Source organism: Flavobacterium aquiphilum, from assembly GCF_027111335.1.
Taxonomy (GTDB): Bacteria; Bacteroidota; Bacteroidia; order Flavobacteriales; family Flavobacteriaceae; genus Flavobacterium; species Flavobacterium aquiphilum.
In genome coordinates this window covers 645,637-660,605 of record NZ_CP114288.1, presented here as the reverse complement: position 1 = coordinate 660,605, position 14,969 = coordinate 645,637, and the positions used below count along the sequence as shown (strand labels likewise).

Sequence of the window (14,969 nt, the reverse complement as noted above, 5' to 3'; positions counted from 1 at the left end):
TCTGTAATAAAAAAGATTACTTCACTTAACTTTCATTTTAATCGGAGTTCAGTGAACTTCGTTTGCAACGGATAGCAGGAAAGAGCTCCTTATATTATTTGATATGCTTTATGAGATTGCTTCGTTCCCCGCAATGACTACTCTACCCAAGATTTATAGTACTGACCATCATCAAGCCCCATCGCTTCTTCAGTCACCATAAGCGGACGGAAAGTATCAACCATAACGGCCAATTCCTGAGTATCTTTGGCGCCAATACTGCGCTCCATAGCTCCCGGAGCAGAGCCATGAGGAATTCCTTTTGGATGCAAAGTAATGTGCCCTTGTTCTATATTATTGCGGCTCATAAAATCGCCATCTACATAATACAACACTTCATCGCTGTCTATATTACTATGATTGTAAGGTGCTGGAATAGATTTTGGATGATAATCGTAAAGTCTTGGAACGAAAGAACAAACCACAAAAGTGCCTGTTTCGAATGTTTGATGAACTGGTGGCGGTTGGTGCACGCGACCTGTTATAGGTTCGAAGTTGTGGATAGAAAATCCGTATGGAAAGTTGTATCCGTCCCAACCCACTACGTCAAAAGGATGCGTTGCATATACCACTTCGTGCATCATTCCTTCTTTTTTTATTTTGATGACAAAATCTCCTTTTTCGTCGTGAGATTCCAATTCATTTGGCAAAATAAAATCGCGCTCGCAAAATGGAGAATGCTCCAAAAGTTGTCCCGATTCATTTTTATAACGTTTTGGAGTATAAAATGGAGAATGAGATTCTACATAAAACAAACGATTTTCTTCTGAGTCAAACTCAATTTGGTAAATGATTCCGCGTGGGATTATCAGGTAATCGCCATATTCAAAAGGAATATTTCCCAACATGGTACGCAGTTTTCCTTTGCCTTTATGAATAAAAATCATCTCATCGGCATCGGCATTTTTATAGAAATAACTTGTCAATGATTTTCTGGGTGCTGCGAGTCCGATAATGCAATCGCTATTGACCAACATTGGCTTACGACTTTCCAAAAAATCGTCTTCAGGTTTCAATTCGAAACCTTTCAATAATAAAGATTTTATATTTTTCCCAATCGATATTTTGGGTTCAACCGAATATGAAATTACTATTTCTTTGACCTGAGTTGGTCGATGAATATGATACGACAAAGAGGAATGCCCATGAAAGCCTTCAGTACCAAATAGTTGTTCGTAATACAATCCTCCATTTGGCTTTTCGAACTGGATGTGTCTTTTCGGAGGAATAACTCCTAATTTATGATATATTGGCATGACAATTTAAATTAGATGGTAAACAATTCGTAAAAATCGCAACGTCAAATAGTTTTGTCATTTTTAAGGCAAAACTTTGATAAACACAATCAAGTATTCAATTCATTGACAATGCTGACAACATTAATTGTTTCCTACAATCACTCCGGATTTCTTTTGATCAAGAATTGAAGATACTCTAATAAACCTGTCCAATTTGTTTTCATAATTACAAATGTCGTAATTTTTATTTTAAAAAAATGCTAAATTAAAATATAAATCCAACACTGAACCAAAGATAGGAATTTGCAGTTTCCGGTGACCAGGAATATTTCACTTCGACTGGACCAATAATAGTTTCTAATCCATAACCCAAAGCATATCCCGAATATTTAGGCAATTTGATCCAATCCAAAGAATCATAAAGATCGTCTTCTAAATTGGCATAATTGGCCGAAAAATTAAGATGGCTCTTTTTAAAAATTTCGTAATCAAATGTTAGTGTAGTTTCCAAATAACTATTGCCCGCAATACTTAAAAAATCATAACCGTAGAAATACTTAAAATTATTTGTATTGTTATATCCATAACCGCCTAGAATAAAATCAAAATAAGGCAAGCTTTTATTTCCGATCGATGCTCCTGCTTCCGCCTGAAGCTTTAAGGTTGCATTCTTAAAAATTGTTTTCGCAATACCAGCCTCGGCACTAACAATAGAGAAAGGCTCAAAATTGGCTGAACTTTCGGAAGAAAACATATAAAACTGCGGAGTTCCCGAAAAATACCAGCCTTTTTTTGGAAAATACTTATTATCGTAAGAATCGTATTTTAAATATCCAAATAGACTAAAATAATTGCTTTTGGTAATTGTTGGCTGCAATTCAAGTGTTTGGGAGGTAATATCCAAATATTGAAATTCGGCACCAACACCAATAAGGAATTTTTGGGCAAATACCGATTGAATATACACTTGATTGGACAAATCAAGGTAATCAATATTTATGGAATTTGTTCCCTCTCTATTATAAGTTATAACGCTTACCGGAATGTTTTTGTTGAATTGGTGCAATTTCGATTTAAAACCGTAACTCAGCTGAAATCCATTATCAATATAATAGTCAAAATAATAGCGCAAATTGTCTCCCAAAACCAAATCGGCCGATAAAAAATCATTCTTAAAGAAAGTTTTCTTATTAGTTATATTGGTCAAAATACCGCTCTTATACAAACCATCATAATGCAAACCAAACTTCAAGTTTGTAGTAATAGGGCTTTCAGTCAAATTAAGAATCAAATTATCATAGGCTCCATTTTTTTCAAAATAATAACTTACAGCACTAAAATTCTGAGTAGCATTTAGATTATTTATACCCTTTTCTAATTCTCTAAAACTTATTTTAGTCCTAGGCTTAAAGTTCAATTTACCGATGATATAATCCCTGGAATAATTTTTCAAGTCATTTGTTTTGATGTCGACTATTGTCAAACTATCAGATTCCATTTTTAATTTGGGTTTGTGATACGGATGTGCTTTATCGACCAAGGCATCAATTTTTTCATAAATTGCAAAAGTGGCATCTTCTCCCTTTTTGATGATTTCAGTTGCTTTATCAAAGGAAACTACGCCGTAATTCTTTACATCTGGTTTGATATAAACTTCTGTTTGATTGGCATTGACTTTCATCCTTTCAATCATTTGCAAATTGGTAATCTGAAAGAAAATTTTTGAAGCACTTCTTAATTCGTCCTTACTGAGCAACCCTGTTTGCACATCTACCCCGATAACAATATCGGCTCCCATTTTACGTACTTCCTCAATAGGATAATTATTGAGTACCCCTCCATCAATAATAAGATTGTCATCAATCACTATTGGCGCAAATATGGAAGGCAAAGAGGAACTTCCAGTTATGGCTTGCGCCAAAATCCCTTTGTCAAAAACAACTTGCTCTCCAAGAGCGATGTTCGTCCCTACACAAACAAAAGGAATAGGCAACTCATTAAAATTACGAACGTGCCGAACAGGCAATGTCAATCGGCTTAAAAGGTTGAAATTATACATCCCTTTAGACAAAGCCTCTGGTGCACCAATGCGAAACTTATTGAACGGCAAGGTCAAAGCGTATAATTCGTCATTCCTTTTTTCATAAAAATTCTTAGAAGACCGGGGAATATAATCGTTTAGGACATTACTGAAATTCGTCACATCAATAATAGAATCGATTTGTTTGGCATTGTATCCCACTGCATAAAGTCCGCCAATAACTGCACCCATGCTGGTTCCCCCGATATAATCTATCTTAATTCCAGCATCTTCGAGTACATTTAAAACACCTATATGGGCAAATCCTTTGGCTCCGCCTCCGCTCAATACCAAACCTATTTTAGGTCTTTTAGCAGTGTCTTGAGCTTTTGAAATTAAAGGCAAAAAACAAAAAGCAAAAAGCAAAAAACAACTCAATATTGAGAACAAACTTCTATCAACCATTGTCAATCGGATACCGACAAAGTTCATTTTGGCTTTTAATTTTTGGCTTAGGGCTCTTGCCTCAATTCTCATATTAACTATTTTTATGGTAAAAGTCGGTAATTTTTTTGGCTTTTGACACACCTATAACGTCAGAAATTTCTTTTTCTGTCGCTAACTTCAATCTTTTAACACTTTTAAAATGTTGAATTAATGTCTGCATTGTTTTTTCTCCAATTCCCGGAATACTTTCTATAGAAGAATTCAGTGCGGCCTTGCTTCTTTTATCTCGGTGGAAAGTGATACCAAAACGGTGCGCTTCATTTCGTAATTGCTGAATCACTTTCAATGTTTCGGACTTTTTATCCAAATACAGCGGAATAGAATCTCCCGGATAGAACAGTTCTTCCAGTCTTTTGGCAATTCCAATAATGGCAATTTTACCTCGCAATCCCAATGCATCAATACTTTTTAATGCAGATGACAATTGGCCTTTTCCGCCATCAATAATAATTAAATTAGGTAAGGGCTCGTTCTCCTCCAACAACCTTCTATAACGGCGATAAACGATTTCTTCCATCGAGGCAAAATCGTCCGGCCCAACAACGGTTTTTACATTAAAATGCCTGTAATCTTTCTTGCTTGGTTTTCCATCTTTGAACACAACGCAAGCCGCAACCGGATTTGTTCCCTGAATGTTTGAGTTATCAAAACATTCAATATGTCTTGGCTCGACCGGCAATCGTAAATCGCTTTTCATCTGTGCCATAATCCTGTTGGTATGGCGATCAGGATCTACTATTTGTAATTGTTTGAGTTGCTCTATTCGGTAAAATTTGGCATTTCGAATCGACAAATCCAAAATTTGTTTTTTGTCTCCCAATTGTGGTACCGTAATTTTTATTGCGGATCCCAAATCTACTTCAAAAGGAACAATAACCTCCTTGGATAGTAACTGAAAACGCTCCCGCAATTCTATTATAGCCAACTCCAACAACTCTTCGTCCGTTTCTTCCAGTTTCTTCTTGATTTCCATGGTATGCGAACGAATGATTGAACCGTGCGATATTTGCAAGAAATTGATAAAAGCAGCACTTTCGTCTGAAACGATAGAAAAAACATCGATATTGGTAATCTTTGGATTTACAATGGTTGAACGCGATTGGTAATTTTCCAAAACCTCTATTTTTTCTTTAATTTTTTGCGCTTCCTCATACTTCATTTCTTCTGCCAAACTAATCATTAGGCGCTTGAAATCTCTCATACTTTCTTTGAAATTTCCTTTCAAAATTTCCCGAATAGCATCGACTTGTTTTTGATAATGTTCTAATGTTTCAAAACCTTCGCACGGCCCTTTACAATTGCCTATATGATATTCCAAGCACACTTTAAATTTTCCGCTGTCAATATTGCTTTCGCTCAAATCATAATTACAAGTTCGCAGCGGATACAACTCTTTTATTAAATCCAAAATCGTATGAACCGTTTTGAAATTAGTATAAGGCCCAAAATATTCCGATCCGTCTTTAACCATTCTTCGGGTGGGAAATATTCGTGAAAAAGGTTCTTTTTTGATACAAATCCAAGGGTAACTTTTGTCATCCTTTAATAAAACATTGTATCGCGGCATTAATGTTTTTATCAGATTATTTTCCAACAAAAGCGCATCGGTTTCTGTAGGAACAACAATATGCTTGATAGTTACGATTTTCTTAACCAAGACATTCGTTTTGGCTGTATCGTGAATTTTATTAAAATAGGAAGAGACTCTTTTTTTGAGATTCTTGGCTTTGCCTACATATAAAATCTTGCCTTCCTTATCGTAATATTGATATACGCCGGGACCATCAGGCAAAGTTTGAATTTGTAAGGCTAGATTTGGCTTGGTCATTTTAAAAAATCTTCTGAAAATTAAGTCGTTGAAATAATGAAATTTCAATTCATCATTTTACCAAATTTACAAATTACATTCACGCAAACCAATTTAAAAATTTTCTGCCACAAACAACATGAATGATCACAAATAGCAACCTTCTTTTGATTTCACAAATTCTTAAACCTGAATTAACAAATAATAGAGTAGCAATACGGTTCGTTGTTATTTTAACAAGTTTAAGTCTATAATTTGACCAAATAACATTATGTTTGTTTACATTTTTGATAAAAAATATGAAACAGATAATCGTTATACTGTCATTTTTTATTTGTGTGTTTTCTTATGCGCAAAACTTTAAAATCACCAAAACGGTCGTTGATAAAAACACCAAAATTCCTCTGGAAAATGTAATCATTTTTAATGAAAATGACTACTCTGTTACAAATGCTGAAGGGAAATTTGTTTTTGTTTCCCAAGAAAATGAAATCACCTTGAAACTATTGGGCTATGAAACGATAAAAACCACGTTTGACAAACTAAAGGTTGAAAAGGACACTATTTTCATGGAGATCAAAGCAACACAATTGCGAGAAGTTATAGTGAATAATGCCGACTCCTATATGAAAAAAGTGTATGATAAATTTAAAGACAATGCCCTTCAAAATTATACAATAAACTTTTTTCTAAGAAACGTCTTCAAAAAAGACCAAGCCAATATACTTCTGCAGGATATTTATGCCCGAAAAAATCATGACAACGAACATAAAAAGAAAGCAACCATTGAGATTTTGAATATGAGAAAAACGAGTCTTTTTGAAAAACAAGACAATATCAGCTTTAAATTCCCTGATTTTAATGGCTTTTTATACATTTTAGCTCCACAAATTAATCTATGCAATTTTACAGAAACACCTTTTCCCGATAGTGATTTTAAAAAAATACTATTTGAAACCGATGAAAAAAATCAATCAGGACAAACTTGGAAAGGCTATTTCATCATTTGCCGTAAAGACTATGCAGTAGTTGAATATACTTTATCAGTAATTGATGATCCTGAAAAAATTCCATATAAAAAACTGCCCTCATCAGAAGGCGAATATAAAACAACCAAATGGGAAAAATTTGTGCAATTCACTAAAGATGCGGCATCAAGAAAATATTATCCAAGCAATATAAAACTTGATAATCAGGTGGAGATTGTACTCAATAAAAAATCCGAAAAACCTTTTTATTATGATTTTACAATGGATTTTTTTGTAACAAGCAAACCAACAAACGAAAAAATAAAAGCCAATTTTGACACTGATAAAGATATTTTTAAAGCAAAATTCGAATATTCTAAGGAATTTTGGAGTAATCAAAATCAATTACCTCTAACCAAAGAATTGGAACTCTTTCTAAAATCGGTAGCAGAGAAAAAAGACAAAACCAAAGAGTTTGAAATAATAGCTAATTTTTAAAATTCTGCGGTGATTAAAGCCTATTCCCTTAAACTTAATTTAAGCTGAATAAGTTACCATCTTTCATTAGCAAATAAATAATTTCTATATTTAGGCTTTTATTTTACAAAATGAAAGACTCAAGACCATTAGAGATTTTTGGCGAAAGCGTTTTGCCTGGAGAAAGTAAAACCATTCAGCTGGAAATTGCCAGATTACATTCCACTACCAAACTGAACATTCCGATTGTTATAAAAAGGTCCAAAATTGAAGGTCCTGTTGTGCTCTTTTCAGGAGGGATTCACGGAGATGAATTTAACGGTATCGAAATCGTGAGACAAATCATCACCAAAAAAATAAATAAACCCAAAAAAGGCACTATTATCTGCATTCCCATCATAAATATCTACGGTTTTATCAACAAATCAAGGGATTTCCCCGATGGCAGAGATTTAAACAGAGTATTTCCAGGAACCAAAAAAGGATCTCTAGCCAGTCGATTTGCCTACCATATCCTAACCGACATCATGCCACTAGTTGATTATGCTGTCGATTTCCACGCTGGCGGTGCCGGCCGATTCAATGCTCCGCAAATTAGGCTTACGCCAAATAACCCCGAAGTAAAAATATTGGCTGATGCGTTCAACGCTCCTTTTACCTTGTTTTCCAAAAATATAACAGGTTCCTTTAGAAGTTCCAGCGAAAAAATGGGTGTAAAAATGTTGCTCTTCGAAGGAGGAAAGTCATTAGACATCAACAATGACGTTGCTCAAGAAGGTATCAATGGGGTCAAGCGCCTTTTAAAACATTTGGACATGCTAAATCCGAAACATTTTGCCCCACCTCAAAAAAAACAAACCATTTATATCGAAAAATCGGGTTGGTTGCGAGCCAAATGTTCCGGTTTGTTAATCGACAATAATATGGTTGGGACATTTGCAAAAAAAGGAACCGTATTAGGAATGATAACTGACCCTTTTGGCAAGTTTGAACGAAAAATAAAAGCACCAAATGACGGTTATGTACTCAATGCCAACCACTCACCTGTTGTGTATCAAGGAGATGCCATTTACCACCTCTCAAATACTGCTGAAGAAGATAGCGAGTAAAACCTAACAATTATCATATTTTCAATACTTTAACATGCTTAATTTTGAATAAATATTAAGATATTAAGACATGTTATATTGGAAAAAATTATCCCAAAAAGAAAGACAGGCTCACATTGAAAAAGCATTAGAAGATAACGTCAACTTCAGCCTTGACACTTCGCTGGGTTATCCTGCTTCAAAACTAGACAGTAAAGTATATTATGAGGAAGCCTCTTTTCTGGCAGATGCTCCTACCTTGAAAACGTATGTAGCAAATCCCAATCATATTGGCTGTCATACGTTGGGCACTTCTGAAAATGCGTTCAAAGGAACTCAGGAAATAGAACGCGAAGTTTTGGATGTATTGGCTGTCGATTTTTTCAAAGCGCAACCAAAATCTTTTGACGGATATATTTCTCCCGGCGGAACCGAAGCCAACATACAGGCTATTTGGATGTACCGCAATTATTTCATTAACAATCTCGGTGCAAACCCTTATGAAATTGCAATTTTAGCCTCCGAAGACACTCACTATTCAATTCCAAAAGCAGCTAATATTTTAATGCTCGATTGGTTGAAAGTACCCGTTGATTTTCATACTCGTGAGATCGATTCTTTTCAATTGGAAAACATTATCATTAAAGCCAAAGAAAAAGGAAAAAGATACTTTATTGTGATCTCCAATATGGGAACCACAATGTTTGGATCCATCGACGACCCGAATGATTATATCCAACTTTTGGAAAAACATCAGTTGATTTATAAAATACATATTGACGGTGCTTATGGTGGTTTTATTTATCCATTTAGCCATGAAGAATCGGAACTTAATTTTGAAAACCCAAAAATAAGCTCAATAACCATCGACGCTCATAAAATGCTGCAAGCTCCTTATGGAACAGGCATTTTCCTTTGTCGAAAAGGATTAATCGAAAATGTTCTAACCAAAGAAGCCGAATATATTGAAGGAATGGATTTAACCCTTTGTGGCAGCCGATCTGGCTCTAATGCTGTAGCAGTTTGGATGATTTTGTTTACCTATGGACCATTTGGCTGGAAAGAAAAAATAGATGTTTTGCAAATGAGAACACAGTGGCTTTGCGATCAATTAGACCAACTGAAAGTAGCCTATTTTAGGGATCCGTTTATGAATATTGTTACCATTCAAGCCCAATACATTGATGAAGCTTTGGTCAAAAAATTTGATTTGGTTCCCCAAAAACACAATGGTGATAACTCGTGGTATAAAATTGTGATTATGGATCATGTAGAAGTAGATCATTTGAGTACTTTTATAGACGATCTAAAAGAATCACTTTATGTTGAAAAAAGCATTACGGGCGAAGTATAAAGCATTACGAAACGAACTCTCTGAAATTGACATTGAGGAAAAAAGTCTGGCTATTGCCAATGAAATTCTGAAACTTCCTATTTGGGACAAAACCTATTTTCATGTTTTTTTACCCATCGAAGAACAAAAGGAAGTCAATACCGAATTTATTCTTCATCTCCTTTCGGGAAAAGATAAAGAAATTGTGATTTCAAAAAGCGATTTTGAGACCCGAAAAATGACTCATTATCTGCTGACAGACAATACCAGAATACAAAAAAACCAGTACAACATCCCAGAACCTGTCGAAGGGATTGAAGTTCCTGATACAAAAATAGATGTGGTTTTTGTCCCGCTTTTGGCTTTTGACAAAAAGGGAAACCGGGTGGGTTATGGCAAAGGATTTTACGACAAGTTCCTTTCGCAATGCAAACCCGAAACTATTAAAATTGGACTGTCTTTCTTCAAACCTGAGGAGCAAATTTCGGATGTTTTAGACAGTGACATATTATTGGATTATTGTGTTTCTTCTACCGGAGTTTATTCATTTTAATTTTTAAATGGTAGTTTTGCTCTCATAAAACCTACAATTTAAATTATGAAAATGTTTAAAACCCAAAGATTCATTGCCCCAATTATGATTGTTTTATTTTCTATTACACTGACAAACTGCAGTGTAAAAGTTGGACCGAGTCATAGCACTGCAAAAGCAAAACCACTTCCTCCTGGACAAGCAAAAAAAATAACAGGCGAAAAAAGTGCCAAGAATTATGCCCCAGGCCATAATAAATAAAACGAAAGAGGCTGCCCTTGATAGGACAGCCTCTCGTTTTTCTGTAAAAAACTATTACTGATGTTTATGGAAAGCTCTTTTGTTGAATACAATCAAAATACCAACTCCAGTTGAAATTGCCACATCGGCAACATTGAAGATCGCATTAAAAAAAGTAAAATTACGCCCGCCAAAATAAGGAATCCAATCCGGCATTGGATAATCTTTTACGATCGGAAAATAGAACATATCTACCACTTGTCCGTTTAACCAAGTCCCATAAGGAGTATCCGAAAATAGCGTTGCCAATTGTTGATGACTGCTGTCAAAAATAACTCCATAAAAAACAGAATCGATAATATTTCCAAAAGCTCCAGCCAATATTAAAGCAATGGCAACTATCAGATAATTGGAACTTTTTTTTCTTTCAACCGAATCCCACAACCAGTAACCAATTCCTGTTACGGCAAAAAGTCTAAAAACAGTAAGGATTAATTTTCCATAAGCTCCGGGTATTTTGGTTCCCCAAGCCATTCCTTCATTTTCTATAAAATGAATCTGAAACCAGCTAAATACAGGAACCTCGTCACCTAACATGAAATTTGTTTTTACATATATTTTGGACGCTTGATCCACCAACAATATAAGAACAATTAGAAAGTATGCTTTTAATAATGACATTTTTTGATTTTTAAAGGCGTAAAAGTAATAAATTAACCAAAAAAAACGCCCCCAAAGGAGCGTTAATTATTGAATTACAATATATTTATTTTTGTAAGTTTTTTGCCTCTATACTCATTGTGGCATGAGGTACGATTTTCAATCTCTCTTTTCCAATCAATTTTCCTGTAATTCTACAAACCCCGTAGGTTTTATTTTCTACACGGAAAAGCGCATTCTTCAGATCGCGTATAAACTTTTCTTGTCTGATTGCAAGTTGGGAATTTGCTTCTTTAGACATGATTTCACTGCCTTCCTCAAATGCTTTAAAAGTGGGAGATGTATCATCCGTACCATTGTTAAGGTCATTCATGTAGGCGCTTTTAATCAAATCTAAATCGGCTTGAGCCTTTATGATTTTAATCTGAATGATTTCCTTAAACTCTGCTAAATCAGCGTCAGAGTATCTTGCTACTTCATCTACCATAATACTAATTTTTTGTAATTATTATTTTTGTTGTTATTCCATCAAAGTCAATTTCCGTGCCATTTTTTATATCTTCCTCAAAAACAAGTACTTCTGTCAGTGTTTCCGATTTAATATAGCCTTCGTTGGCTTTTACTGCCATTTTTAAGGTATCTTCATTCTGTAAAAGAACTTTAACTTTATCCGTTACCTCAAATCCTGCATCCTTACGGATATTTTGAATTCTGTTTACCAATTCCCGGGCGATTCCTTCTTGTTTCAGTTCGGGAGAAATTGTTATATCCAACGCAACTGTTATTCCGTTTGAGTTGGCAACCAGCCATCCTTCTATATCCTGTGACGATATTTCTACGTCTTCCAATGATAAAATTACACTTTTCCCCGCAATTACAACAGTTAACGAGCCTTCTCTATCAAATTGTGAGATTTGTTCCGTAGATAAATTCTGTATCTCTTTGGAAATCAATCCCATATCTTTTCCGAAGCGTGGCCCTAAAGCTTTGAAATTCGGTTTAATCTGTTTAATCAAAATACCTGAAGCATCATCTAAAAGCACGATTTCCTTTACATTTACCTCAGCTTTTATCAGATCAGAGACAGCTTCTATTTCGAGTCTCTGATTCTCGTCAAGTACCGGAATCATTACCTTTTGTAGTGGTTGACGTACCTTAATCATCTCCTTTTTACGTAGTGATAAAACAAGAGAAGAAATGGTCTGCGCTTTCTGCATTTTACTCTCTAACATTTTATTAACATACTTTTCAACTGAAACCGGGAATTGGGCCAAGTGTACAGACTCAAAATTCTCAGATTTCGTAGCATTTGTCAAGTCTCTGTAAAGAGAGTCCATAAAGAACGGCGCAATAGGTGCACTTATTTTACTGATGCTAAGCAAACATGTATAAAGTGTTTGGTAAGCAGCAATTTTATCTTGTGCATATTCCCCTTTCCAGAAACGACGACGACATAAACGAACGTACCAGTTACTTAGGTTTTCCTGAACAAATTCAGATATTGCACGAGCCGCTTTTGTAGGCTCATAATCGTCATAATATCCATCTACTGCTGCAATCAATGTATTCAATTCAGAAATAATCCACTGATCTATTTCTGGTCTTTGATCCATCGGAATTTCGGCTTCTTCATATTTGAATCCGTCAATATTGGCATATAAACTGAAGAATGAATAGGTATTGTATAACGTTCCAAAGAACTTACGACGTACCTCAGCAATTCCTTCGATATCAAATTTCAAGTTGTCCCAAGGATTGGCATTGGAAATCATGTACCAACGTGTTGCATCAGGACCGTATTCTGCAATTGTTTCAAAAGGATCTGTTGCATTTCCTAAACGTTTAGACATTTTTTGTCCATTTTTGTCTAAAACCAAACCGTTTGAAACTACATTTTTATAAGCTATTTTATCGAAAACCAAAGTTCCAATCGCGTGTAAGGTATAAAACCAACCACGAGTTTGATCCACCCCTTCGGCAATAAAATTGGCAGGATAATCTTGGTTTCCGTCTATTTTTTCTTTGTTTTCAAATGGATAATGCCATTGTGCATAAGGCATTGCACCAGAATCGAACCAAACGTCAATCAAATCACTTTCACGCTTCATTGGTTTTCCAGAAGCAGAAACTAAAGTAATTGCATCAACAACATTTTTGTGCAAATCAATTAAATCATAATTGACTTCAGACATGTTTCCGATTTCGAAACCTTTAAACGGATTTTCTTTTTGAAAACCAGCTTCGATAGATTTCTCGATCGCATTGTATAATTCTTCAACAGAACCAATAAGAACTTCTTCTTTTTTGTCTTCAGTTCTCCAGATTGGCAACGGAATTCCCCAATAACGAGAACGAGATAAATTCCAGTCGTTGGCATTTTTTAGCCAATTCCCGAAACGTCCTTCCCCAGTAGATTTAGGTTTCCAGTTGATTGTTTCGTTCAAATCAAACATTCTGTCTTTTACGTCAGTTACTTTGATAAACCAAGAATCTAACGGATAATATAAAAGTGGCTCATCTGTTCTCCAGCTGTGTGGGTAACTGTGCACGTATTTCTCAACTTTGAACGCTTTATTTTCTTCCTTTAAACGAATAGCGATTTCAACATCTACAGAACGCTCAGGAGCTTGTCCTTCATCGTAATATTCATTTTTTACATATTTTCCAGCAAATTCACCCATGTGCGAAGTGAATTTTCCTTGTAAATCTACTAATGGAACTGGAATGCCATTTTCATCCAAGACCAACATTGGTGGGACTTCTGGAGTAGCTTCTTTGGCAACTTTAGCATCATCTGCACCAAAAGTTGGAGCGGTATGTACAATTCCGGTTCCGTCTTCTGTCGTTACGAAATCTCCCGAAATTACTCTGAATGCATTTTCAGCATTTTGATATGGTAAAGTATAAGGCAATAATTGCCCGTACTTAATCCCAACTAAATCAGCACCTTTAGCCTCTGTCAATACTATATATGGAATATTTTTATCTCCAGATTTGAAATTCTCAAAATCGGTAGCTTCAGTACTTGCAAAAAATCCTTTTCCGAATTGTTTTCCAACTAAATTCTTAGCTAAAACGACGTTTATAGGCTCGAAAGTATATTGATTAAAAGTTTTCACTAAAACATAATCGATTTTTGGGCCAACTGTCAAAGCGGTATTCGATGGCAAAGTCCAAGGAGTTGTTGTCCAAGCTAAAATGTGAATATCTCCAAAACCTTGTAAAAATGAAGGCAAAGTTTCTGGCAAAGTTTTAAACTGTGCCACAATCGTAGTATCAGTAACATCACGGTAAGCTCCAGGCTGATTTACTTCGTGAGAAGACAATCCGGTTCCAGCTTTTGGGGAATATGGTTGGATCGTGTATCCTTTGTACAACAAACCTTTATCGTAGATTTGTTTCAAAAGCCACCAAACTGATTCCATGTATTTGGATTTGTAAGTCACATACGGATCTTCCATATCGACCCAGTAACCCATTTTTTCGGTAAGGTCATTCCATACATCGGTATAACGCATTACGGTTTTTTTACACGCTTCGTTATACTCCTCTACTGTTATTTTTTTTCCAATATCTTCTTTGGTAATTCCTAATTCTTTTTCAGTTCCCAATTCTACTGGTAATCCGTGGGTATCCCATCCGGCTTTACGCTTTACCTGAAATCCTTTTTGGGTTTTATATCTACAAAAAATATCTTTAATTGCACGTGCCATTACGTGGTGAATTCCAGGCAATCCATTTGCTGAAGGTGGTCCTTCAAAGAATACGAAAGGCTCATTTCCTTCGCGAGTGGTTACACTTTTTTCAAAAATATTTTTTTCCTTCCAAAAATCAAGAACTTCTGAAGCCACTGTTGGCAAGTCAAGTCCTTTGTATTCAGTAAATTTTGTACTCATTTTATCCTTTTCTAAATCGTGGTGCGAAAGTAAGAAATTTTAAAATAAAAAGACAATGACCATAAGCAAAAGTTACTCTTTGTTATTTTTTGTTAATCAAACCTTTATGTAAACATGCTAATCATTAAAAAAAGATCGCCAGATAAATTACTGTAACACAATTT

At 35.2% G+C, this 14,969-nt stretch carries 11 protein-coding genes; 5 read left to right on the top strand and 6 right to left on the bottom strand.

What is annotated here, in order from left to right; translation table 11 throughout:
• Positions 1–137 precede the first annotated feature (137 nt).
• The 3 genes from OZP12_RS02680 to uvrC all read right to left on the bottom strand — a co-directional run bounded on the left by OZP12_RS02680 (position 138) and on the right by uvrC (position 5,632).
• Positions 138–1,295 carry a homogentisate 1,2-dioxygenase gene (locus OZP12_RS02680; RefSeq protein ID WP_281227513.1) on the bottom strand — a complete coding sequence of 386 codons (1,158 nt, stop codon included), beginning with the start codon at positions 1,293–1,295 and terminating at the stop codon, positions 138–140.
• Between the two features lie 247 nt (positions 1,296–1,542).
• Positions 1,543–3,834, bottom strand: a complete 2,292-nt coding sequence (locus OZP12_RS02675; RefSeq protein WP_281227512.1) for a patatin-like phospholipase family protein — start codon at positions 3,832–3,834, stop codon at positions 1,543–1,545.
• Between the two features lies 1 nt (position 3,835).
• The gene (uvrC, locus tag OZP12_RS02670; protein WP_281227511.1) at positions 3,836–5,632 is read right to left on the bottom strand and encodes an excinuclease ABC subunit UvrC; all 1,797 of its coding nucleotides are present in this window, start codon (positions 5,630–5,632) and stop codon (positions 3,836–3,838) included.
• A gap of 278 nt (positions 5,633–5,910) precedes the next feature.
• On the opposite strand from uvrC, the gene OZP12_RS02665 reads away from it, so the two are divergent.
• The 5 genes from OZP12_RS02665 (at position 5,911) to OZP12_RS02645 (ending at position 10,270) form a co-directional block, all read left to right on the top strand.
• A complete protein-coding gene (locus OZP12_RS02665) occupies positions 5,911–7,077 on the top strand; it encodes a peptidase associated/transthyretin-like domain-containing protein (protein ID WP_281227510.1) in 1,167 nt (388 codons plus the stop codon).
• Between the two features lie 110 nt (positions 7,078–7,187).
• Positions 7,188–8,165: a succinylglutamate desuccinylase/aspartoacylase family protein gene (locus OZP12_RS02660; protein WP_281227509.1), complete on the top strand. Its 978-nt coding sequence runs from the start codon at positions 7,188–7,190 to the stop codon at positions 8,163–8,165.
• Positions 8,166–8,235: 70 nt separating this feature from the next.
• Positions 8,236–9,498: a pyridoxal phosphate-dependent decarboxylase family protein gene (locus OZP12_RS02655; RefSeq protein ID WP_281227508.1), complete on the top strand. Its 1,263-nt coding sequence runs from the start codon at positions 8,236–8,238 to the stop codon at positions 9,496–9,498.
• Positions 9,467–10,030, top strand: a complete 564-nt coding sequence (locus OZP12_RS02650) for a 5-formyltetrahydrofolate cyclo-ligase (protein ID WP_281227507.1) — start codon at positions 9,467–9,469, stop codon at positions 10,028–10,030. Before OZP12_RS02655 ends, OZP12_RS02650 begins: the two co-directional genes overlap by 32 nt.
• A gap of 45 nt (positions 10,031–10,075) precedes the next feature.
• Positions 10,076–10,270 (top strand): hypothetical protein, encoded by a 195-nt coding sequence (locus OZP12_RS02645; RefSeq protein WP_281227506.1) that lies wholly within the window; start codon positions 10,076–10,078, stop codon positions 10,268–10,270.
• A 54-nt stretch (positions 10,271–10,324) separates the two neighbouring features.
• On the opposite strand, the gene OZP12_RS02640 is transcribed toward OZP12_RS02645, so the two are convergent.
• The 3 genes from OZP12_RS02640 to ileS all read right to left on the bottom strand — a co-directional run bounded on the left by OZP12_RS02640 (position 10,325) and on the right by ileS (position 14,805).
• Positions 10,325–10,930 carry a lipoprotein signal peptidase gene (locus OZP12_RS02640; RefSeq protein WP_281227505.1) on the bottom strand — a complete coding sequence of 202 codons (606 nt, stop codon included), beginning with the start codon at positions 10,928–10,930 and terminating at the stop codon, positions 10,325–10,327.
• Positions 10,931–11,015: 85 nt separating this feature from the next.
• Complete coding sequence (locus OZP12_RS02635; RefSeq protein ID WP_281227504.1) at positions 11,016–11,396, bottom strand: TraR/DksA family transcriptional regulator; 381 nt, start codon at positions 11,394–11,396, stop codon at positions 11,016–11,018.
• A 4-nt stretch (positions 11,397–11,400) separates the two neighbouring features.
• The gene (gene ileS, locus OZP12_RS02630; RefSeq protein WP_281227503.1) at positions 11,401–14,805 is read right to left on the bottom strand and encodes an isoleucine--tRNA ligase; all 3,405 of its coding nucleotides are present in this window, start codon (positions 14,803–14,805) and stop codon (positions 11,401–11,403) included.
• Positions 14,806–14,969 lie beyond the last annotated feature (164 nt).

What these genes read in the sequence shown, in the direction of transcription:
- OZP12_RS02665 (WP_281227510.1), top strand. Translation starts at nt 5,911, where the DNA reads ATGAAACAGATAATCGTTATACTGTCATTTTTTATTTGTGTGTTTTCT.
- OZP12_RS02635 (WP_281227504.1), bottom strand. Translation starts at nt 11,396, where the DNA reads ATGGTAGATGAAGTAGCAAGATACTCTGACGCTGATTTAGCAGAGTTT.
- OZP12_RS02660 (WP_281227509.1), top strand. Translation starts at nt 7,188, where the DNA reads ATGAAAGACTCAAGACCATTAGAGATTTTTGGCGAAAGCGTTTTGCCT.
- ileS (WP_281227503.1), bottom strand. Translation starts at nt 14,805, where the DNA reads ATGAGTACAAAATTTACTGAATACAAAGGACTTGACTTGCCAACAGTG.
- OZP12_RS02680 (WP_281227513.1), bottom strand. Translation starts at nt 1,295, where the DNA reads ATGCCAATATATCATAAATTAGGAGTTATTCCTCCGAAAAGACACATC.
- uvrC (WP_281227511.1), bottom strand. Translation starts at nt 5,632, where the DNA reads ATGACCAAGCCAAATCTAGCCTTACAAATTCAAACTTTGCCTGATGGT.
- OZP12_RS02655 (WP_281227508.1), top strand. Translation starts at nt 8,236, where the DNA reads ATGTTATATTGGAAAAAATTATCCCAAAAAGAAAGACAGGCTCACATT.
- OZP12_RS02650 (WP_281227507.1), top strand. Translation starts at nt 9,467, where the DNA reads ATGTTGAAAAAAGCATTACGGGCGAAGTATAAAGCATTACGAAACGAA.
- OZP12_RS02640 (WP_281227505.1), bottom strand. Translation starts at nt 10,930, where the DNA reads ATGTCATTATTAAAAGCATACTTTCTAATTGTTCTTATATTGTTGGTG.
- OZP12_RS02675 (WP_281227512.1), bottom strand. Translation starts at nt 3,834, where the DNA reads ATGAGAATTGAGGCAAGAGCCCTAAGCCAAAAATTAAAAGCCAAAATG.
- OZP12_RS02645 (WP_281227506.1), top strand. Translation starts at nt 10,076, where the DNA reads ATGAAAATGTTTAAAACCCAAAGATTCATTGCCCCAATTATGATTGTT.